Genomic DNA, 21,068 nt, shown 5'->3' on the forward strand with positions numbered 1-21,068 from the left:
AAATTTAACACTAAATTAGCATAAAAATATTAAAATTAACTTTTAAACCACTTTCTACAATGAATAGTATCGATGATTTTGATCTGCAGATTTTAAAATATTTAGACGAAGATGGACGGATGGCCTACTCTGCAATTGCAACAGCTATGGGCGTATCCAATACGATGATTCATCAACGAATCAACCGATTGACGGAACAAGGAATACTGGCCGGTATAAAGCCTGTATTAAATGAAAAAAAGCTAGGCTATGATTGGGGTGCTTTTACAGGGCTAAGTTTAGAAAAAGATCATGACTCGAGCCGAATTATTGAAGAACTTAAGAAAATACCAGAAGTTACAGAATGCTATTACATTACGGGCAATTACACGCTATATGTAAAAATTATTGCTAAAAACCACGAACATATGCGACAATTACTCTATGAAAAAATCGATAGCATTCCAGGAATTGCAAAAACAGATTCCCTTATTGAATTAGGCTGTGCTTTCAAACGTAATATTATATTCTAGTACAATAAAACATTCATGGGATCCTGAACCTCTATTTCAGGGTCTCCACACTACTTACCTATATTTGCCAATTCTTCTTCTGTCCAGTAGATCAATTCGCGCAAAACATATACATTTTCATAGCTTCCCAATCCATCGATGTAGTCCCACAAATCACCTTCAACCTTCACTGGTCTTCCATGATGAAGTATATCATACCCATTATCTAACCAATTTTGTATCTGCTCTTTATCCATCGTTATTAAAACTTATTGTTAATTATCTTTAAAATGACTATATCAAATATAATATATTTTACGATGGCTACCCAAAACTGTTTCAAAGAAACAAAAATTTCAACAACTTTTTGACATAGTGTCTATCACTCTTCAAGAAGTTCTCGTGCTAATTGACAAATTTTAAAAATAAAAAAAGTATATTCGTATAACATCAAATATCATTATTATGGCAGATTTTTTCTATGTTGGATTAGAAGGTGAAAACGAATTGCTCGAACTGGTGGCTGTATCTACGATTCAATCCCTCCTCTATTTTCAGGATGCCGATCAAGAGGATTTTACAACAATAAAGACCGCTATTGATCAAAATTTTATTGTCGAAGAAGATCTAATCACTGTAGCAGACACCCTCCGATTGGATCAATCTATTGTGCGCTTTACTCCGGGCAAGCCCAATTATAAAGATTAATTGCATACTCAATCATATGGGTAAATAACTATCAGTAAAGCAATTAAATCAAGATAATTAGTAAAGAAAATAAGTAAGGAAATAATGAAGGTAGTTTTAATAGGTGGTTCTGGCGCTACAGGAAGAGCGCTCGTTCAATTGATGTTAAAATCTAAGGAAATTACGGAAATCGTTGTGCTTTTAAGACGTGTCTCGTTTGAGGAGCATATTAAATTGAAACAGGTTATCGTAGATTTTGAAAATCTAACGGATTTTGAGCAAGTGATACAGGGCGATGTCGCAATTTCCTGCCTTGGCACCACATTAAAAGACGCAGGCAGTAAAGATGCACAATGGAAAATAGATCATGATCTTAATTTACAATTTGCGGCATTGGCTAAAAAAAATGGTTTTCCTACCTTTCTCTTATTATCGGCTGTTCTTGCGGATCCTGCATCAAAAATTTTTTATAACCGCATGAAAGGAAGCCTTGAACAGGATGTTAAGGCACTTGATTTCAATCGGCTTATTATTTTCCAGCCTGGAGGACTAATCCGACCAAATACAGATCGCTTGGGTGAAAAAACAGCCATAGCTGCCCTCCGTATCTTTAATACAATAGGATTATTCAAAACATACGAGCCTCTTTCAGTAGGACAAGTTGCTATGGCAATGTTACAGGCGATCAATCATTACACAACAGGTATCCATACTGTAACCGTGAAAGATATCCAGAAATTAGCAGCAGAAACCAGTTGAAACAAGTAAAAAATAATTCATAATATTGAATTAACAGTAAGCTAATCCTAAGGCTGTAATTTGTGTTTTTTTAAAATAACAACCATTCAAATGAAAAAACACGTTTTATTTCTGTTTCTCCTCGTTTTTGTACATGTTTTCCCCTCTTTTGGCCAAGAAGCAAAATACATCTTTTATTTAATTGGTGATGGCATGGGCCTCAACCAGGTTAATCTCACCGAAATTCATCAAGCTGAAGTACAGCATAAAGATAATCCCATCCCACTTGTGTTTACCCAATTTCCTCATGTTGGATTTGCCTCCACACATTCACTCTCCAATGGCGTAACGGACTCAGGCGCTGGAGGTACCGCATTAGCCGTTGGAAAAAAAACCAAAAATGGCGTTATCGGTATGGATAGTACAGGAACTATCCCCTATAAGAGTATAGCTTATGCCGCAAAGCAAAAAGGAAAGAAAGTCGGTATTATTACAAGCGTCAGCATAGACCACGCTACCCCGGCTTCATTTTATGCGCACCAAGCAGACCGCGACATGTATTATGAAATCGGTAAAGAAATTGTCACTTCCAATTTTGACTTTTTTGGCGGATCCAATTTTCTCAAACCCGAAACAACATTTGATCATAAAAAGGCGCCATCGCTTTTCCCCATATTAGAAAAAGCCGGCTATAAAGTGCTTAAAGGAAAAGATGCTTATGCACAACTACCAAATAAATCAGATAAGATCATATTGATGAATTCAGATGGCAGTCCTATAGATGCCCTTAAATATGCCATAGACCAAAAGCCAAGTGATTTAAAATTGGCAGATATCACATCTGCAGCTATCACTTCACTGCATAAAAACAATACAAATGGTTTCTTTTTAATGATTGAAGGTGGAAAAATTGATTGGGCATGCCATGCAAATGATGCGGCTACAACGATTCAGGAAGTATTGGATTTCAATGCCTCCGTACAACTCGCCTATGATTTTTATAAAAAATTCCCAAATGAAACACTTATAGTCGTTACGGCGGACCATGAAACAGGAGGATTAGGTGTCGGTAATGGAAGTTCTTCGCTGAAAACAAAATTCTTGTCCCACCAAAAAACCTCGCATGCAGAACTTTCGAACGCAATTGGCAACCTTCGTAAGAATAATCCAAATGCAACATGGGACGATCTCAAGAATCTCATTGCTGCTCAAACTGGTTTATTTTCCAAAATTACAATCCATGAAACTGATCGTAGTGCTTTAGAAGCTGCCTATCAAAAAAGCTTTGTCGATCATCAAAATGAAACCGCAAAAAGCCTTTACGCAAGCGACGACAAAATAGCCGCATTGAGTATTTCAATCTTAAATCGGATGGGATCAATAAGCTGGGCCTCTAACAACCATTCGGCCGCCTATGCACCGGTATATGCGATCGGAGTTGGCTCCGAGCAATTCAGTCAGAAAATGGATAACACAGATATACCAAAGAAAATCGCTACAGCAGCACAACTTAGTTTGGACTAAACAAAAAAAGATCCTCAAGAAATCTTGGGGATCTTTTTTATGAGCCTCTTATCGGAATCGAACCAATGACCTACTGATTACAAGTCAGTTGCTCTACCAGCTGAGCTAAAGAGGCTTTCACATGAATTTTAATGAGTGTCGCTCAAAGAGCCTCTTATCGGAATCGAACCAATGACCTACTGATTACAAGTCAGTTGCTCTACCAGCTGAGCTAAAGAGGCTTTTTAAAGAAGTTTAATGCATGTTGCTTAAAAGAGCCTCTTATCGGAATCGAACCAATGACCTACTGATTACAAGTCAGTTGCTCTACCAGCTGAGCTAAAGAGGCGTTACTTCTTTTCAATCTTACAACGTCTGACCGTTTTAAGATGCTGCAAATATCGAAAGCTTAAACCAAAAATGCAAGTCGATTTCAAGAATTTTATACCCTGTTAAGCCAATTATTTAAAAATCAAGCGCATTATTTTCAATAACTGAAAATTTGTCATGATTCAATAAAAAATATTGCCATTTTTTCCGAAGTATGGCTTAAAAACCGAATGGCACTTCAATTGTTATAACCAATATGTATCAACGAAACTTTAAATAAGAGAATAAAAATGAATTTTAACAACTATACAATTAAAGCCCAAGAGGCTATACAAAAAGCATCCGAAATTGCGGCTGGCCATCAACAACAGGCGATTGAGACAGCGCATATTTTAAAAGCTTTACTCACAGTGGATGAAAATGTTGTCAGCCACTTATTAAAAAAGTTAAATGTCAACATCAGCTATCTCGGAACTGAACTTGACAAACAAATTGAAGGTTTTCCGAAGGTTAGTGGTAGCAATATTTATTTAAGTAGCGATGCCAACAATGCACTTCAGAAAGCACAGGGCTATCTCAAAGAATTCAATGATGAATTTGTCTCGGTAGAGCATTTATTATTGGGTATCCTGGCGACCTCTGATAAGACCTCAACATTACTTAAGTCACAGGGCGTTACAGAAAAAGACTTAAAGACCGCCATAAAAGAATTGCGCGGAAACAGTCGGGTAACTGATCAAAATGCGGAGGCCACCTATAATGCTCTGGGGAAATATGCACGAAATTTAAATGAATATGCCGAATCCGGCAAATTGGATCCTGTTATCGGCCGTGATGAGGAAATTAGACGGGTGATGCAGATACTCTCCCGTCGTACCAAAAACAACCCAATACTCGTTGGTGAACCTGGGGTTGGTAAAACGGCTATTGCGGAAGGTATTGCTTACAGAATTATAAAAGGCGACGCACCTGAAAACTTAAAATCTAAGATTGTATTTTCCTTAGATATGGGCGCTTTGGTTGCCGGAGCTAAATATAAAGGTGAATTTGAAGAACGTCTAAAAGCGGTTGTAAAAGAAGTTACCGATTCCAATGGAGACATTATACTCTTTATCGATGAAATCCATACATTAGTGGGGGCTGGTGGTGGTGAAGGCGCAATGGATGCGGCTAATATCCTCAAACCGGCGTTAGCTAGAGGTGAACTACGTGCAATTGGAGCGACAACCTTAAACGAATACCAAAAATACTTTGAGAAAGATAAAGCATTGGAGCGCAGGTTCCAGAAAGTTATGGTTGAAGAACCTGACACGCAAGATGCCATCTCCATTCTCCGTGGCCTAAAAGAACGCTACGAAACACACCATAAGGTACGCATTCTGGATGAGTCTATCATTGCTGCAGTGGAATTGTCACAGCGCTATATTGCCGATCGTTTTCTACCAGATAAAGCGATTGATTTAATTGATGAGGCAGCATCCAAATTGCGCCTTGAAATGGATTCTGTACCGGAAGCTGTCGATGAGCTTGAACGTCGTATCATGCAATTGGAAATTGAGCGTGAAGCTTTGAAACGTGAAAATGACGATAAAAAAGTCGCAGAACTGTCGGAAAGTATCGCTAATCTATCTGCAGAAAGAGATACGTTGAGAGCATCGTGGCAAGAAGAAAAGAGTCTTGTTGACAATGTCAATCAAGAGATTGAGAATATTGAAAACTACAAACTCGAAGCTGAGCAGGCCGAGCGTTCCGGAGACTATGGAAAGGTAGCAGAACTTCGTTATGGACGAATTAAAGAAGCGCAAGAAAAAGTGGACAAACTAAAGGCTGAACTCGCCGAAAAACAAGAAAGTAAGCGTATGCTCAAAGAAGAAGTTACTTCAGAAGACATTGCTGATGTTGTTGCAAAATGGACGGGCATACCTGTGAGTAAAATGATTCAATCAGAACGCGAAAAATTATTGAATCTAGAGGAAGAGCTTCATAAACGTGTCGCCGGTCAGGATGAAGCAATAGAAGCTATTTCCGATGCCATTCGTCGATCACGTGCTGGATTAAATGATGCGAAACGGCCAATAGGATCGTTCATATTTTTGGGGACTACTGGAGTCGGAAAAACCGAACTTGCAAAAGCACTTGCCGAGTTCTTATTTGACGACGAGCAATCCATGGTTCGTATTGATATGTCGGAATATCAAGAACGACACGCAGTGTCTCGTTTAATCGGAGCGCCTCCGGGATATGTCGGTTATGATGAAGGCGGACAGTTGACTGAAGCAGTCCGAAGAAGACCTTATTCTGTTGTTTTGTTAGATGAAATTGAAAAAGCTCATCCCGATGTATTCAATATCCTATTGCAGGTATTGGATGATGGCCATCTTACAGACAACAAAGGTCGTACGGTAAACTTCAAAAACACCATTATCATTATGACCTCCAATACGGGGTCAACCATTATACAGGAGAATTTCAGTCATCTGACCGATGATAATAGGGATGAAATTATCGCCAAAACACGCAATGAGGTCTTCGATCTTTTAAAACAGTCGATTCGCCCCGAGTTTTTGAACCGTATCGATGAAGTGATTATGTTTACGCCATTAAGTCGAGACGAAATTGGAGATATTGTTCGTTTACAATTTGCACATGTTCAGAAACAGCTGGCCGAACAAAATATATTCATTACGGCTTCTGATGAAGCAATGGATTGGTTGGCACAGCTTGGTTATGACCCAATTTATGGGGCTAGGCCACTAAAACGTGTTATTCAAAAACGAATTTTAAATGAATTATCAAAGGAAATTTTATCCGGAAAAGTAAATCGCGATTCGATTATTCGTCTGGATGTATTCGACGGTAAATTTGTGTTCATCAATAAACAAGAACAATAAAAAAAAGAAGGTCCGATAGTACTATCGGACCTTCTTTTTTTTATTGTTAATTTTTAAACATTTAACCTGTAATACCTAAAGCTTTTAACAACTTGTTTACATCGTCTTCGCCGTCCAAATGCTGTACCAAGACTTTGGTTTTTGCATCATAGATATAGAGCGAAGGGTAATTGCTTGGCTTAAATTTTTCAATAAATTGAGTTCCAGCATCAAACAAGAATTTGACATTTGGAGCACTTTTCAATGCCTTCGCATGCATATTAATAAATCCATCGACATAAGGCTTGTCATTCATGGAAATAAAATAGAAGGATACATTCTTGAATTTGGACAAGTGCTGTGCGATACCAGCCCCCATTTTCTGACAATGGCCACAACCCGGGTCGTAAAAATCCAGCACAATATAGCCCGATTTTGGAAGCTTGTCCGAATTAAACTTGTTAGCCTGATAGACCTCATCAAAAGTAAACGATGGAAGTGTTTTGGGTGCCTGTGCAAAAACAGGTTGAAATAAGAAAAATACACTTACAAAAAATAGGGAACAAAGGAACCTCATGTTAAAGAAATTTAAACCAACAGTGACTATTCAATTAATTTTAATCAATAATACTTAAAAATGCGCTTCAGTCAACTATTATTTTAGTTTTTTTACAAAAAATCCGTAAGTTTGGGCTAATTTTTAAATCGATCAAATCTATTAATACTTATTAATCGTGAAAAAACGAATTGCTATTTTTGCTTCAGGTTCAGGGTCCAATGCTCAAAAAATAATGGAACATTTCAAGTATTCAGATGAAGCTGAGGTTGCCTTGATTTTATCCAATAACCCTGATGCTTACGTTATTCAGCGAGCCGACAATTTTGAAATACCTGCACATATATTTGATCGTGACGAATTTTACAAAACCGACAACGTTGTCAATATTCTTAAAAACTTAAATATTGATCTGATTGTTTTGGCAGGTTTTCTTTGGCTCGTTCCCAACAACCTTCTGAAAGCATTTCCAAATCAAATTATAAATATACATCCTGCTCTCCTACCAAAATATGGTGGCAAAGGTATGTATGGTGACCATGTACACAAAGCCGTTTTGGCCAATAAGGAAGAGGAACATGGCATTACGATCCACTTCGCAAATGAACATTTTGACGAGGGGGAAATTATATACCAAGCACGATTCAAAGTGGATCCCAACGATACTTTAGACATTATTAAATTTAAAGGGCAGCAACTCGAACATCAGTACTTCCCTAAAATAATTGAAAATCTTATCAAAAAAATGTAAAAACAATTCTATTATTTAGAATTGTTTTAAACAAATTGTAACTTTGTATTATGAACGAAGTTATTGAATCTGTGTTGGAGATCGATGAATCAGAAAATAAAGCCGGGTTGTTTCAGTTTCGGAATACGGCTATGAACCCTTTTTCTGACTTTTCTTGTGCCTGCTTTAAAAAGTGTTGCAAAAAATATAAAGAAGGCAAACGCTGTAAAAAATGTCCGGGACGAAAAAAATAGCTATTTGTTGACTACTCTTCCAGGTAGTCTAAATCTTTATCAAAGCTTTCTTCTAACTGGGTCAACGAATAAATTGCTATACCCGAAAGAACGACAACCATTGTAATTGCTGCTGGCACAATTCCAAATGCATTTACTAGAAGTCCATATAGCATTGTTGACGGAATGAGTGCACCCCGTACAAAATTGGGGGCCGTCGTTGCAACAGTTGCTCTGAGATTTGTACCAAATTGTTCCGCTGAGATAGTCACAAAGGTTGCCCAATACCCTACTCCTAAGCCCATTATAAAGGCAAGACTTAAAAACTTTGTCGCTGTAATACCATCACTCAATAAATACCATAGTGAACTTCCAATGATAATTAATTGACATATAAACACCACTTTTTTGCGGGATTTTAAAATCTGTGCGAATATTCCTGCCAGTACATCCCCGATAGAAATACCGATATAGGTAAACATCACCCCTTGACCAGCACTCAGTGTACCTCTAGCCCCCAAGGCCTTGCCGATTTCCGGAGCCTGTGTAACCAAAACACCGACAACAAACCAGATTGGAAGGCCAATACAGAGACAGTTAACATACCGTTTTAACCGGCTTTTATTTGTAAAAAGCATACGGATATCCCCTTTCACAACACCCGATTTATCTTGATCCTTAAATAATCCTGATTCAAAAGAGCCAATGCGCAACAGTAGCAACAGTAAGCCCATTCCGCCTCCGACAAAGTAGGCCGTCCGCCAGTCAAATTCTTCCGAGACAAAATAGGCCAATATAGCGCCTAAAACACCGACACCGGCAACCAACATGGTCCCATAACCACGTTTTGATTTATGCATACTTTCAGAAACCAAGGTAATTCCCGCCCCCAGTTCTCCGGCCAATCCAACGCCCGCTATAAAACGAATAATACCATACATAAGCACATCATGTACAAAACCATTTGCAATATTCGCTACAGAGTATAAAAGAATCGATCCAAAAAGCACTTTTAAACGTCCAAATTTATCCCCTATAATCCCCCAAAGAATTCCACCCAACAGCAAACCGCCCATTTGCATATTGAGCACAAATTCACCTTTTACCCGCATTTCTTCCGCAGGGACTCCAATATCAGTGAAGGACTGAATACGAACTATGGAGAAAATAATCAAATCGTAGATATCGACGAAATAGCCCAGTGACGCAATCATAACCAGTAACCATACTTTCCTGCTGGATTGTTTTTCTTTTATTGTTGACATTTTAGGTTTTTTGATCTGTAAAAATACCATAGTGAAGCTATAAAACCAAGATTTCGAAAAATAATCCGACACATTGTTTTATTTTTGCATCATGAGATATAGTCCACTTGCCTTAACATGGCTATTACGTATTTACCCACCATTTCTATTTCAGGGAATCTGGGTTAAAAAAATTAGCCCCGGCTTCCAAGGCGCCAAAGTAAAAATTTATAAGACACCATTCAATATCAATACCAACAAAACATTATTTGGTGGAACGATCTTTTCTGCAGCAGATCCAATATTCCCCATCCTCATTGATCAGTATCTTCAAAAGATTGGTTTTAAGAAAACGGTGGCCTGGTTAAAATCATCACAGATCACCTTTAAGAAACCTGGCAAAACCAGCGTGGAATATTCTGTGCAACTCTCCGAGGAAATCCTTGAAGAATGTGCCCATATTATCCGCACAAAAGGCAAAGTAGTAAAGGATTTTACGCTGGAAATTAAAGATAAGTCTGGCGATCTCTGTGCCACGGTACGTTGTGAAACCTATATTCGTGACCTGAATTTTACATTCCCTTCCAGAAATCGAAATATTGAGCCATAAGAAATTAATATATTTGTCCAATTACCAAAAAACAAAAAACATGAATAAAATCGCGTTTGTAGCTATCGCATCCTTGGCAATAGCAGCATGTGGAACTCAGGGAAATGGTGCAACAGGTGTAAAAGCCCTGCAAGATTCAACTATTAAGATACATGATGAAATTATGCCTCAAATCGCTCATTTCGATCGCGATGCTGTTAAGATAGATTCTATTTTGGCAAATTTAAAAAACCTAAAAACAACTAAGGCTGATTTAGACACCAATTTAACAAGAAAAGAGCTAAGTACATTGAAAGCTAATTTAGAAAGCGCTACAGACCATATGATGGACTGGATGAAAGGATATAACCCGGATTCAACAGATGTTAAATATTTTGAAACAGAGCTTCAAAAAGTAAGTGATATGAAAAAGATATTTGATAGTGTTTCTAAAGAAAGCCAAGACAAATTAAAGAATTTTTAAATCCAAAAATTCAAATAACGCAGTCCGCCCAGCTTTAGATTAACATTAAATTGTTCGTGTAAAGATGGGATCAAGCTTAACAAACAAAACTATTAAACACATGAGATCCATAACTAAATTTTACTGCGCAACTGGCCTTTTACTCGGTTTATTTTCCTGTAAAAACAATAGCCAGACAAGCTTACCCATCTATGGCGAAAGAGAAGCTGTAGAAAAAACAGTTGATGGAAAACAAATCGTAGATACAGTCTATCATACTATTCCGCCTTTTAAACTGCTCAATCAGGATAGTACAATGATTTCAGACAAAGATTTTGAGGGTAAAGTATATATCGCCAACTTCTTCTTTACCCATTGTCCAAGTATCTGTCCGACGATGAATCGCAACCTATTAAAGATATACCAGCAATATAAGGATAATGAAGAAGTTCGTTTCCTGTCCCATAGTATAGACTTTAAATATGATCAACCCTACGTACTGAAAGATTATGCCAATAAATTGGGCGTAACCAATAATCATTGGCAATTTGTTTCGGGGACTAAAGCAGAAATATATGGTCTAGCCAATCAATACCTGGTTTATACCGCTGAAGATAAAAATGCACCTGGGGGTTACGATCATCAAGGGTACCTTGTCTTAATAGACAAGGATAAAAGAATTCGGGGTGCCTACGACGGTACAAACGATGAGCAAGTAAAAAAATTGATGAACGATTTACCTTTACTCTTGAGTGGGGTTAAAAAATAACATGCGTATTCTCTTAACAACAGGTATAACGATCGGGGTTATTTTATCGATCTTGATTGGCTGTCAGCAGGAAGTTGATATCAAAACGGCACAATATGCGGTTAATGGTCAAAAGGTATACCGGACACATTGTCAAAATTGTCATGGAGAGAAAGGCGAAGGATTGGGAAATCTCTATCCTCCCCTAACCGATACCACCTTTCTGCAAACGCATCGTCAGGAGCTTGCTTGTATCATCAAGCACGGGACTTCCGGAGAACTTGAAGTAGCAGGCAAAAAGTTTAATAATACCATGCCCGCTTCAAATCTTTCCGCAATTGATATCGCTTATGTATTAACATATATCAATACCAAGATCAACAAAGGAAAGAATCTGTATCCTTTGGAAGAAGTGGAGAAAAGTTTAAAAAATTGCAAATAAAAAAAGCGTTGGTTTTATAAAACCAACGCTTTTTTTATTTGCAACCGCTCCACCTCCTTTAATAAAGACCTTCAGGCTAATTTGCAAGCGAAACTCATGCTACAACCCTGGCGTTCTTGATGCTACTTCCCCTCCGCCCATCAAAAAAAATAAAAAGTTGAAAACAATTTCACCTTTTTTTCCTTATTGTATTATTGGTTCAAATCGTTTTATATTTATTGATTTATAACAATATTCTGACATTTTGGATCCAAATTAATCGTTAATTTTGCAACCGAATGAACGTTCGATTGATGAATTCCAATGAAAAAATTGCGGCAGTACTTGCCAGCACACTAAAACTTATACAAACAAACGGCTTCCATGGAACGCCGATGAGCAAAATCGCACAAGATTCTGATGTAGCAATAGGAACTATCTACCATTATTTTCCATCAAAAGATGACCTAATCTTTGCACTGTTCAAGCATTGTAGAACATTACTGAATGATTACATTTTAGATGGTATAAAAGATGATTTCGATTATAAAGATTCCTTTATTCATATCTGGCGCAACTTTGTCAAGTTCTATTTAGAAAATGGGCATATCTTCAGTTTTTTTGAACAGTTTTTTTCGTCTCCTTATTACGAGAAAAACAAAGCTGAGATACAAGAACCCGTAGGTGGACAAAATAAAGTTGTTGATTTTTTACAAGAAGGCATTGACCGAAAAATATTGAAACAGGTAGACGTCCATCTTTTGGTGGCCAGTTATATTGGTGTAGCCTTATCGACTGTTCACAGTATCAAATTTAAAGATCTCAAATTCTCTGAACAGAATGTAGAAGATTTAATTGGGATTATTTGGGATGGAGCTATTAATAGAGAAAAAAATAATTAATTACATATATGAAGTTTAATAGAATCGTTTATTCCTTGGCGGCCCTGTCGCTTTTGAGTAATACAGGATTTGCACAACAGCAATCTGAAAACTTGCCGGCAAATGCAACACTTCAGCAGCTGATTGATTACGCCTTACGTAATCAAATCTCTGTAAAACAAGCACAATTGGACGAGGCCATCGGTGAAAAAGATATTGACATCTCCCTTTCAGGTTGGTACCCACAATTGGGTCTAAAAGGAAGTTATAATTATAATGTCATTGTTCCATTAGCAAATATTGGTGGAAATAATATCAAAATGGGGCAGAACAATGCGAGTGCCTTAACGCTTCAAGCAGACCAACAGATCCTTAATCCAGAGCTAATGCAGGCGAAAAAAGCCGCTGAGCTGGTACGTCTCGGTAATAAACAAAATACGGAGAACAAAAAAATAACAGCTGTTGTGGAGGTCAGTAAGGCCTATTATGACATCCTGACGTCGGAAGAGCAGATCAAGATTGTTCGCGAAAATATTGCTCGCCTTCAAAAACAATTGAAAGATGCAAAGTCACAATATGATGTGGGTTTAGTTGATAAAACCGACTATAAGAGAGCGCAAATTGCTTTGGCAAATTCGAATGCTGACGAGAAAAGAACGGTTGAGCTTCGTAAATATAAATACGAATACCTTAAACAATTGCTAGCTTTGGATAAAAGCAAAAATTTGACGCTTTCATTTGACAATAGCAGTATGGAATCAGAGATTCTACTTGATACAACTGCAGGAATAAGTGTCTCTAATCGAATTGAATTCCAACAATTGGAAACATCGAAAAAGATTCAACAGTTGAGCACACAGTATTATAAATGGACATATTTACCAAGCGTAAGTGCTTTTTATAATTACGCATTCAACTATAGAAATGATAAATTCAGTAAGCTTTATTCCGACAATTTCCCGGGTTCAGTAGCTGGCCTAAATGTTTCTTTTTCAATTTTCGACGGGTTTAAACGTAAAAAACAAATCAATAAATCCAGATTGCAGGAAGAAAGAATTGACTGGGATATCAAAAATTTAGAAAACAGCATTAACACAGAATATTCGTTGGCAAAGGCAACCTATAATGCGAATTTAAATGACTGGAAAACAGCTAAAGAAAATGTGGATCTCTCCAAAGAAGTATATGAGACAATCAAACTTCAATATGACGAAGGTATCAAAACTTACCTCGATTTAATGACAGCAGAGACTGATCTCAAAACAACACAGCTCAATTATTTGAACTCCCTTTATGCGCTATTGTCAAGTAAATTGGATGTTCAGAAAGCAGTTGGGGCAATCCACACAAATTAATCAATAAACGGAAACTAATACAAATCATGAATAAAAGACAATTATTATTCGCTTTCTTCCTTGGGACGGCATTAGTATGGACCTCTTGTGGAAATAAAGATGCAAAAAAGCAAGGTGCAGCACAGGCTCAGGCTGAAAAAGTTGTCCCTGTCAGCTTTGGTGTCGCATCGCATGAGACTGTTACAGGTACAATCAGCTATCCAGCAACAGTCAAACCGTTGAACGAAGCAGATCTATATGCGGAAGTAAGCGGCTATATCACAAAAATATATGTTTCTGACGGTGCAGTAGTTTCCGCAGGACAAGCTCTTTATGAAATTGATGGAACACGCTACAACGCAGCTGTCCAACAAGCTAAAGCAAGCTTACAGGTCGCACAGACTGATTTGGACCGACAAAAAAGAGATTTAGCACGTTACCAGACATTGGCCGATAAAGACGCGATTGCGAAGCAGGTTTTTGACAATGCAGTATCAAATGTAGCGGCTTCTCAGGCACAGGTAGAGTCGGCTCGTGCGGCATTGGTCACTGCAAATACAAACTTATCACGGTCAACGATCCGCGCTCCTTTCAGTGGTACTGTAGGGATATCACAGGTGCGTTTGGGAGCTTTAGTTAACCCAGGCACAACCCTATTGAATACCTTGTCTTCAACCAGTCCAATTGCTGTTGAGTTTCAGGTAAACGAAAAGGATATTGCCAAATTTACCCAATTGCAAAGCAGCCATTCATCTTCGGACCTTTCTCTTTTATTGCCAAATGGAAGCACTTATGAAGGCAAAGGAACGATCACAACCATTGACCGCGCAGTTGACCCTGCTACCGGAACAATCAAAGTGCGGGCTACTTTCCCGAACAATGCCAACGAATTGCGGGCTGGTATGAATATTACGATGAATGTATCAACAACCTCGGCTACAGAAGAAGTTGTTGTACCTTACAAAGCGGTCTTTGAACAGCTCGGGGTATTTAACCTTTATGCTGTGAATGATAGCAGTAAAGCCGAAATACGTCAAGTAAAATTAGGTATTAAAGCTGGTGATAAAATTGTGATTAAAGAAGGTGTCAAAGACGGTGAAAAGATTATCGTCGACGGTACCATGAATGTCCAAAATGGAGTTAAAGTAGTTGATGCTGCAGTCGCTGCCCAACAGGCTGCGAAAGGAGCACCTCAAGGAAAATAACACCATTAATTTTTTAAAGAGAATCTAAAAGATATAGAATGATTTCAGAAGTATTTATTAAGAGGCCAGTTACCGCAATCGTTATTTCGATATTGATTTCAATTATCGGGATCATTGCAGTATCCACGTTGCCAATTAGCCAGTATCCTTCTATTGCACCTCCAACAGTAACGGTTACGGCCAACTACACCGGAGCTGATGCACAGACGGTTGAACAAACCGTGACAACTCTTATCGAGAGTCAGATCAATGGTACACCTGGCATGATTTATATGTCGTCCAATAGTACGTCAAATGGTCAAGCAACCATTACGGTGACATTTGAAGTAGGTACGGATATCGATATTGCGACCTTAGACGTACAAAACCGCGTGGGAATTGCTGAACCAGCCCTCCCCGAAGCTGTGAGACGTCTGGGAATTACGACCCGTAAAGCCAATAACGATATCCTGATGTTGGTTGCCTTAACTTCACCAAAAGGAACAAGATCCGAAAATTTCTTAGCCAACTACAACAACTTATATGTTAAAGATGCACTATTACGTGTGAAAGGAGTCGGTGATGTAACCGCTTTTGGGCAACCATTTTCAATGCGTGTATGGCTAGATGCAAATAAATTGGCTAATCTAAGCATGACTCCGGCCGATGTATCAACAGCAATTGCGGAACAAAACTCCCGCATACCTGGTGGTAGTGTGGGTGGACGTCCACAAGAGTCTTCGACAGTATTTGAATACCCAATCATTACCGATAGCGACCTTTCAAATCCAGAAGACTTTGAAAACATCGTTGTAAAAACCAACAAAGATGGATCTATCGTACTTTTAAAGGATGTCGCACGTGTTGAACTGGGTCAATTTAATTATGGTACATCATCTACCGTAAATGGTATGACCTCATCTGCGATGATGATTAACCAGACCCCGGGAGGAAATGCCGTAGAATCTGCAGAAGGTATTGTGACAGCATTGGAAAAATTAAAGAAATCTTTTCCAACTGACGTAGATTATACCATCAGTTACGAGACAGTTTCGGTAGTAAATGCCTCAATTTCTTCGGTTATCCATACCCTAGTTGAAGCATTGATCCTGGTAACAGTGGTGGTATTTTTCTTCCTTCAAAGCTGGAGGGCAACATTAATCCCCGTATTGGCAATTCCGGTATCCATCATAGGTACATTCATCTTCTTCCTGATGTTTGGCTTTTCGGTCAACAACCTGACCATGCTCGCCTTTGTATTGGCCATTGGTATTGTGGTGGATGATGCCATCGTTGTGGTGGAAGCTGTCCAGCACTATATCGACCATTATAAGCTGGATGCAAAAGAAGCGACACGTCGTGCCATGGGCGACATTACCGCTCCGGTTATTGCAATTGCATTAATTTTGGCAGCCGTATTCGTTCCCGTAGGTTTCATCCCTGGAATGGTCGGTAAATTGTATCAACAATTTGCCATCACGATCGCTGTGTCCGTTATGTTATCTGCATTTATTGCACTTTCGTTAACACCCGCATTATGTTCAATTTTATTAAAGCCTACAGCCGTACATGAAGGTGCAAAAGGATTGAACAAGTTTTTCTATAAGTTTAATATCTGGTTCGAAAAAGTTACCATCAGATATTCGAATGGTGTAAAACAAGCAATCAAAAAAGCACTACTGGTGTTGATTATTCTGTTGTGTATTTTTATCGGAACCGGCTGGATGTTTACAACCAAACCGACAGGGTTTATTCCTTCTGAAGATGGCGGTGCATTTTTTGCAGGTATTACTTTGCCGGAAGGCTCTTCTTCTGCGCGTACCAATGAAGTTCTTAAAGAGATTGAAGCCGATCTACACAAGACTTTCCCTGAAATCAAGTATGTTACGGCGATCTCAGGTATCAATATTCTAAACCGCGCGTTTAAATCCAATGGTGCAACAGTGTTCGTTTCTCTAAAACCTTGGGAAACCCGTACGCGCACAGCAAACGATATCGCCGGTATGATTATGGGAAAATATCAGGGCTATACCAAAGCTCGGGTATTGGCTGTTACACCGCCGGCAATTCCAGGTTTAGGTACATCTGGAGGTTTCTCTTTGCAAGTACAGGATTTACAGACTATAAATATCAAAGATTTCGAAGCAACAGTCGGCAAATTCTTGATGGCAGCCAACCAACGTCCGGAAATTGGAATGGCTTATACCCTATTTAACACCAACTCTCCAAACTACAAATTGGAAGTAAACCGTGAACAGGCAAAACGCATGGGCGTGCCTATCTCAAGTATTTATTCGACAATATCATCCTATTTGGGAAGTAGCTATGTCAATGACTTTACAAAGTATGGTCGTAGCTACCGTGTCGTGACACAAGCTGATATTCCGTACCGTATGAATATTGAAGACATCAACAAATTGTATGTCAACAATGTTTCAGGGAACCCTGTACCGATGGGTACACTGGTCAAGTACGAATTAATGACAATGCCTTCAATCATCAACCACTACAATATCTTTAGAAGTATCGAGATCAATGGTAGTTCGGCTCCCGGTTTCTCATCTGGAGATGCATTGAAAGCTTTGCAAGAAGTGGCTGCACAAACATTACCAGAAGGTTTTGACTATCAGTTCTCCGGTCTATCTCTTCAAGAGATGCAATCCGGGTCAAAGACCATTCAAATTTTTGCTTTGTGTATCCTATTTGTGTTCTTACTATTGGCTGCCTTATACGAAAGTTGGTCTGTACCTTTCTCCATTTTGTTATCTGTACCACTAGGTGTATTTGGGGCTATATTAACCCTAACATTAATCCCTACATTGGATAATAACATCTATGCACAGATTGGTCTGGTCACCATCATTGGACTTGCTGCTAAGAATGCGATTCTAATCGTTGAGTTTGCTAAGGAACGGGTTGATATTGGGATGAACCTTTATGAAGCGACATTAGATGCTGTAAAATTGCGTTTACGCCCAATTATCATGACGTCCTTTGCCTTCATCTTGGGGATTATTCCATTAATGCTATCCCATGGAGCTGGAGCAATTTCTCGCCAAACAATCGGTTGGACGGTATTTGGTGGTATGACAGCTGCGACACTCCTAGCGATCTTTATCGTTCCAGTGCTATTCGTTGTGATTACACGTATGGCATACGGTAAGAAAAAATTGGCTGAATTAGAAGCTAATTTCGATGAAGAGAAAGCGAAAAATTTAAGTTCACACTAATTATACGCTGCCTCTGTGAAGAATCCACACGGAGCTAACAGCAAGAAGCCTTTCCTTGTAACAAGGGGAAGGCTTCTTTTTTGCTCGTCCAATTATATTTTTTTATTTTTACCGCTCACTATTAAAAGTATATGTCACCTGAATCACAACGAAAATTTGAATTACTAAACCTTCTTGCCGAATCCTATGACGCGCTATTATTTGATGTCGATGGTACCCTGGCTGATAATATGGATGCACACAAGCAATCGTATAAGGCTGCAGCTCAACAATACGGGGTCGAGTTGGACGTCAATTTGATTGATGAAACTGCCGGATGGCCCACTGTGGCTGTTGCAGAGGAAATCAGCAAACGCTATGAGGTAGATTTCGATTATCAAGAATTTTCCACACTGAAGTCTACTATTTTTCGAGACGAGTATGTTTTCAAGACTAAGCCTGTAGATTACGTTGTTGAACATCTAAAATATCAGAAAGGTAAAAAACACATCGCTGCCGTTTCAGGAGGAACCAGAACAACCTTATCCATGACATTAACCACCATTGGTGTATGGGATGATTTGGAAACACTGGTTTGTGCTGGAGATACAGCTGAGGGAAAACCTTCACCACAACCCTTTCTTTTGGCAGCTGCTCAATTGAATATTGCTCCGGAAAGATGCCTGGTCTACGAAGACGGGACCCCAGGAGTTGAAGGTGCGAAAGCCGCAGGAATGGGTTGGGTTCGCGTTGATGAAATTTAATAAACCCCGATTTGCAGACTATAAAAAAAAGCCGCAGTAAACTTCAAGCTTACTGCGGCTTTTTTTATAGCATTATGCTATTTAAAAACTAGTAATTATTTTCACTCCCCCGTTGCTATAGTTCAAATCGGATGATTTCAAATTTCCGATTGGAGCTTTATAATAAGGCTCTACAGAAATGGATAATTTTCCAACTTTCTGTTTCCGACCAACTGAAAAATTAATAAAGCCGTTCACACCTTTATCATCAACATTTTTGTCTTGGGATTTTTGTCTGTACTCCGTATTATTTGTTTCATAGATCGTTGCCCGTTCCTGATCCAATACACCAACATAGGATACACCGACTGAGGTATAGAAATTCTTGTTTATCGCGTATCTAACATCCAATGGGATATCAACTGTTAGGATTTTACCTGAAACCCGTTCATTACTCTTTGCATCTTTTGCATCTGCTGCCCGCATCGCAAAGGAATTATTCAAATTCGATTGAGAAATATAATTTGGCGCATCTGCATTAAGAGAATTTGATCCCATTGCAGGAGTAATGGGTGAATTACCCGAAACAGCTCCATAATGTTGAATGGAAGCTCCTGAACGAAGACTTACCTTACTCGAAATATTATAGGCTAGTGCGACCCCGCCCCCCAACGTTATACTTTCTGACGTAGAAGCAGGTGATACAAAAGCGCCCATTTCCCATTTCTTATCTTGGTTAATGTTCGTGTGTACAACACTATTCCTTGCCGCTCCTTGTTGTGCAGCATACAATTGTGATAGTTTTGCAGCATCGCGTTGCGTTTGATTAACAGGTGACATAAACCCTGAATTGGCCGAAGCAATAACGGCACTATTCGTTACAGTGGTATTTGTTGACGCGCTTACTCGTTCCACTTCACTTTCCGTTAAACCAACCTGCGCTGAAAATGAATTATTTTTCAATTGCATGGACTGCAGCCTTCTTAAATCGGCTGATACAGCCACATCATGGCCCCGCATTAATTGCCCAGTGCTCAATACCAAGTGGTGATTGTCCAAATTTTCAGTTGAATGGTCCACTGGCACAGAATAGGTATAGGGCTTCTTCGCTGATAATACCTCTGCACTTACAATCCTATCGCCCGTAACATCCGATAACGAACGCTGTATCGATTCTTTTAAATCCTTATGATCACCTAACACATCTTCTCGTTCTGGTAGATGTGTTAAAACGACTGCAGGTAAATCAGTCTCCACATTCGTCTTTAGCCCCCAATATCCTACACCAAAACACAATAACACAGCCGCAGCAGCACTCCAATACTTCCAATTAGAGGAACGATGTGCTGAAACGCCATAATTTGAGGCAAATTTCTCCCAGGAACCTTCTTTATAAGGTAGTTCATGGTCTTTTAATTGTCCAATGATCTCTTCTATCAATTCCTTTTTCTTATTGTCTTTCATCGTAACAACAATATTTATCTTATTTCTTGAACTACGCCTGTATAATCCAAGTATAATTTTCTAAGTTTTTGTTTCGCTCTAGTCAGATAAGTCCTTGACGTACTATCTGGTATATTAAGCATCTGGGCAATTTCATCATGTGAATACCCCTCAATTTCATAGAGATTAAAAATAGTTTTTTGAATTTCAGGGAGCTGATCGAGCAGCCGCATAATCTCATTGACCTCCAGTCGACTGTCCAATTGTACTGCCGGTGTATGCATATCCCCTTCTCCCAAATCTTCAACCGAATAAAACTGCTTTTTACTTCGTAAAAAATCAATCGAAATATTGGCAGCAATCCGTCCTATCCATGCTCTAAACGATTTTTCGAGATTTTCATCTTCAATATCCCTATTAAATGATTCCAATTTTCGAAATACCCGAACAAAGCTTTCATTCACGAGCTCTTCCGCGTCCACATCCTGTTTTACATAACGAATAATAATAGCCATGAGATAACCATAATACTTCTTATAAACGAAAGCCTTGCCGTCTTCACGATCGCGCAAGCAACGCTCTAAGGCATCATGTAAAGATGATAGCTTCTTGTTATAAAAATATGACCGAATTATACCCACTTAAACCATTTAATTATTAAGTTTCAAACT

The 21,068-nt window shown here is 38.8% G+C and carries 20 protein-coding genes and 3 tRNA genes; 15 read left to right on the forward strand and 8 right to left on the reverse strand.

What is annotated here, in order from left to right; translation table 11 throughout:
• The first annotated feature begins 59 nt into the window (after positions 1 to 59).
• Entirely contained in the window at positions 60 to 512 is a 453-nt protein-coding gene (locus CBM24_RS13855) for an Lrp/AsnC family transcriptional regulator (protein WP_088161676.1), read from the forward strand.
• Between the two features lie 50 nt (positions 513 to 562).
• Here the strand turns inward: CBM24_RS13855 and CBM24_RS13860 are convergent, their stop codons facing one another.
• Complete coding sequence (locus CBM24_RS13860; protein WP_046673540.1) at positions 563 to 748, reverse strand: hypothetical protein; 186 nt, start codon at positions 746 to 748, stop codon at positions 563 to 565.
• Between the two features lie 208 nt (positions 749 to 956).
• On the opposite strand from CBM24_RS13860, the gene CBM24_RS13865 reads away from it, so the two are divergent.
• From CBM24_RS13865 to CBM24_RS13875, 3 genes are all read left to right on the forward strand, one after another.
• Positions 957 to 1,199, forward strand: coding sequence for a hypothetical protein (locus CBM24_RS13865; protein WP_088161677.1), 243 nt, complete (start codon positions 957 to 959; stop codon positions 1,197 to 1,199).
• 84 nt (positions 1,200 to 1,283) lie between these two features.
• Positions 1,284 to 1,937 (forward strand): NAD(P)H-binding protein, encoded by a 654-nt coding sequence (locus tag CBM24_RS13870; RefSeq protein ID WP_088161678.1) that lies wholly within the window; start codon positions 1,284 to 1,286, stop codon positions 1,935 to 1,937.
• A 90-nt stretch (positions 1,938 to 2,027) separates the two neighbouring features.
• Entirely contained in the window at positions 2,028 to 3,440 is a 1,413-nt protein-coding gene (locus CBM24_RS13875; RefSeq protein WP_088161679.1) for an alkaline phosphatase, read from the forward strand.
• Positions 3,441 to 3,482: 42 nt separating this feature from the next.
• Here the strand turns inward: CBM24_RS13875 and CBM24_RS13880 are convergent.
• The 3 genes from CBM24_RS13880 to CBM24_RS13890 all read right to left on the reverse strand — a co-directional run bounded on the left by CBM24_RS13880 (position 3,483) and on the right by CBM24_RS13890 (position 3,768).
• Positions 3,483 to 3,555, reverse strand: a tRNA-Thr gene (locus CBM24_RS13880).
• A 33-nt stretch (positions 3,556 to 3,588) separates the two neighbouring features.
• Positions 3,589 to 3,661 (reverse strand) — tRNA-Thr (locus CBM24_RS13885).
• A gap of 34 nt (positions 3,662 to 3,695) precedes the next feature.
• Positions 3,696 to 3,768, reverse strand: a tRNA-Thr gene (locus CBM24_RS13890).
• A 271-nt stretch (positions 3,769 to 4,039) separates the two neighbouring features.
• Here CBM24_RS13890 and clpB point away from each other — a divergent pair.
• A complete protein-coding gene (gene clpB / locus CBM24_RS13895; protein ID WP_075992745.1) occupies positions 4,040 to 6,640 on the forward strand; it encodes an ATP-dependent chaperone ClpB in 2,601 nt (866 codons plus the stop codon).
• A gap of 61 nt (positions 6,641 to 6,701) precedes the next feature.
• Here the strand turns inward: clpB and CBM24_RS13900 are convergent, their stop codons facing one another.
• Entirely contained in the window at positions 6,702 to 7,196 is a 495-nt protein-coding gene (locus CBM24_RS13900; protein ID WP_088161680.1) for a TlpA family protein disulfide reductase, read from the reverse strand.
• 157 nt (positions 7,197 to 7,353) lie between these two features.
• Between CBM24_RS13900 and purN the strand changes: the two genes are divergently transcribed.
• Positions 7,354 to 7,926 (forward strand): phosphoribosylglycinamide formyltransferase, encoded by a 573-nt coding sequence (gene purN, locus CBM24_RS13905; protein WP_070563826.1) that lies wholly within the window; start codon positions 7,354 to 7,356, stop codon positions 7,924 to 7,926.
• A 244-nt stretch (positions 7,927 to 8,170) separates the two neighbouring features.
• On the opposite strand, the gene CBM24_RS13915 is transcribed toward purN, so the two are convergent.
• Positions 8,171 to 9,403, reverse strand: coding sequence for an MFS transporter (locus tag CBM24_RS13915; protein ID WP_088163563.1), 1,233 nt, complete (start codon positions 9,401 to 9,403; stop codon positions 8,171 to 8,173).
• Positions 9,404 to 9,494: 91 nt separating this feature from the next.
• Between CBM24_RS13915 and CBM24_RS13920 the strand changes: the two genes are divergently transcribed.
• The 9 genes from CBM24_RS13920 to CBM24_RS13960 all read left to right on the forward strand — a co-directional run bounded on the left by CBM24_RS13920 (position 9,495) and on the right by CBM24_RS13960 (position 18,975).
• Complete coding sequence (locus CBM24_RS13920) at positions 9,495 to 9,992, forward strand: PaaI family thioesterase (RefSeq protein ID WP_070563819.1); 498 nt, start codon at positions 9,495 to 9,497, stop codon at positions 9,990 to 9,992.
• 40 nt (positions 9,993 to 10,032) lie between these two features.
• Positions 10,033 to 10,455 carry a transposase gene (locus CBM24_RS13925; protein ID WP_088161681.1) on the forward strand — a complete coding sequence of 141 codons (423 nt, stop codon included), beginning with the start codon at positions 10,033 to 10,035 and terminating at the stop codon, positions 10,453 to 10,455.
• Positions 10,456 to 10,555: 100 nt separating this feature from the next.
• Positions 10,556 to 11,203 (forward strand): SCO family protein, encoded by a 648-nt coding sequence (locus CBM24_RS13930; RefSeq protein ID WP_088163564.1) that lies wholly within the window; start codon positions 10,556 to 10,558, stop codon positions 11,201 to 11,203.
• A 1-nt stretch (position 11,204) separates the two neighbouring features.
• Positions 11,205 to 11,624 carry a c-type cytochrome gene (locus tag CBM24_RS13935; RefSeq protein ID WP_088161682.1) on the forward strand — a complete coding sequence of 140 codons (420 nt, stop codon included), beginning with the start codon at positions 11,205 to 11,207 and terminating at the stop codon, positions 11,622 to 11,624.
• Positions 11,625 to 11,917: 293 nt separating this feature from the next.
• Positions 11,918 to 12,505: a TetR/AcrR family transcriptional regulator gene (locus tag CBM24_RS13940; RefSeq protein ID WP_157698461.1), complete on the forward strand. Its 588-nt coding sequence runs from the start codon at positions 11,918 to 11,920 to the stop codon at positions 12,503 to 12,505.
• Between the two features lie 8 nt (positions 12,506 to 12,513).
• Positions 12,514 to 13,839, forward strand: a complete 1,326-nt coding sequence (locus tag CBM24_RS13945; protein WP_075992752.1) for a TolC family protein — start codon at positions 12,514 to 12,516, stop codon at positions 13,837 to 13,839.
• A 26-nt stretch (positions 13,840 to 13,865) separates the two neighbouring features.
• Positions 13,866 to 15,023 (forward strand): efflux RND transporter periplasmic adaptor subunit, encoded by a 1,158-nt coding sequence (locus CBM24_RS13950; RefSeq protein ID WP_075992753.1) that lies wholly within the window; start codon positions 13,866 to 13,868, stop codon positions 15,021 to 15,023.
• Positions 15,024 to 15,061: 38 nt separating this feature from the next.
• Positions 15,062 to 18,232, forward strand: a complete 3,171-nt coding sequence (locus CBM24_RS13955; protein ID WP_088161684.1) for an efflux RND transporter permease subunit — start codon at positions 15,062 to 15,064, stop codon at positions 18,230 to 18,232.
• Positions 18,233 to 18,363: 131 nt separating this feature from the next.
• A complete protein-coding gene (locus CBM24_RS13960; protein ID WP_088161685.1) occupies positions 18,364 to 18,975 on the forward strand; it encodes an HAD family hydrolase in 612 nt (203 codons plus the stop codon).
• A gap of 81 nt (positions 18,976 to 19,056) precedes the next feature.
• On the opposite strand, the gene CBM24_RS13965 is transcribed toward CBM24_RS13960, so the two are convergent.
• Positions 19,057 to 20,418 carry a hypothetical protein gene (locus tag CBM24_RS13965; RefSeq protein WP_088161686.1) on the reverse strand — a complete coding sequence of 454 codons (1,362 nt, stop codon included), beginning with the start codon at positions 20,416 to 20,418 and terminating at the stop codon, positions 19,057 to 19,059.
• A 14-nt stretch (positions 20,419 to 20,432) separates the two neighbouring features.
• The gene (locus CBM24_RS13970) at positions 20,433 to 21,038 is read right to left on the reverse strand and encodes an RNA polymerase sigma factor (RefSeq protein WP_075992756.1); all 606 of its coding nucleotides are present in this window, start codon (positions 21,036 to 21,038) and stop codon (positions 20,433 to 20,435) included.
• Positions 21,039 to 21,068 lie beyond the last annotated feature (30 nt).

The sequence above is a fragment of the Sphingobacterium sp. G1-14 genome (assembly GCF_002196555.1).
In the GTDB taxonomy this organism is placed as follows: Bacteria; Bacteroidota; Bacteroidia; order Sphingobacteriales; family Sphingobacteriaceae; genus Sphingobacterium; species Sphingobacterium siyangense.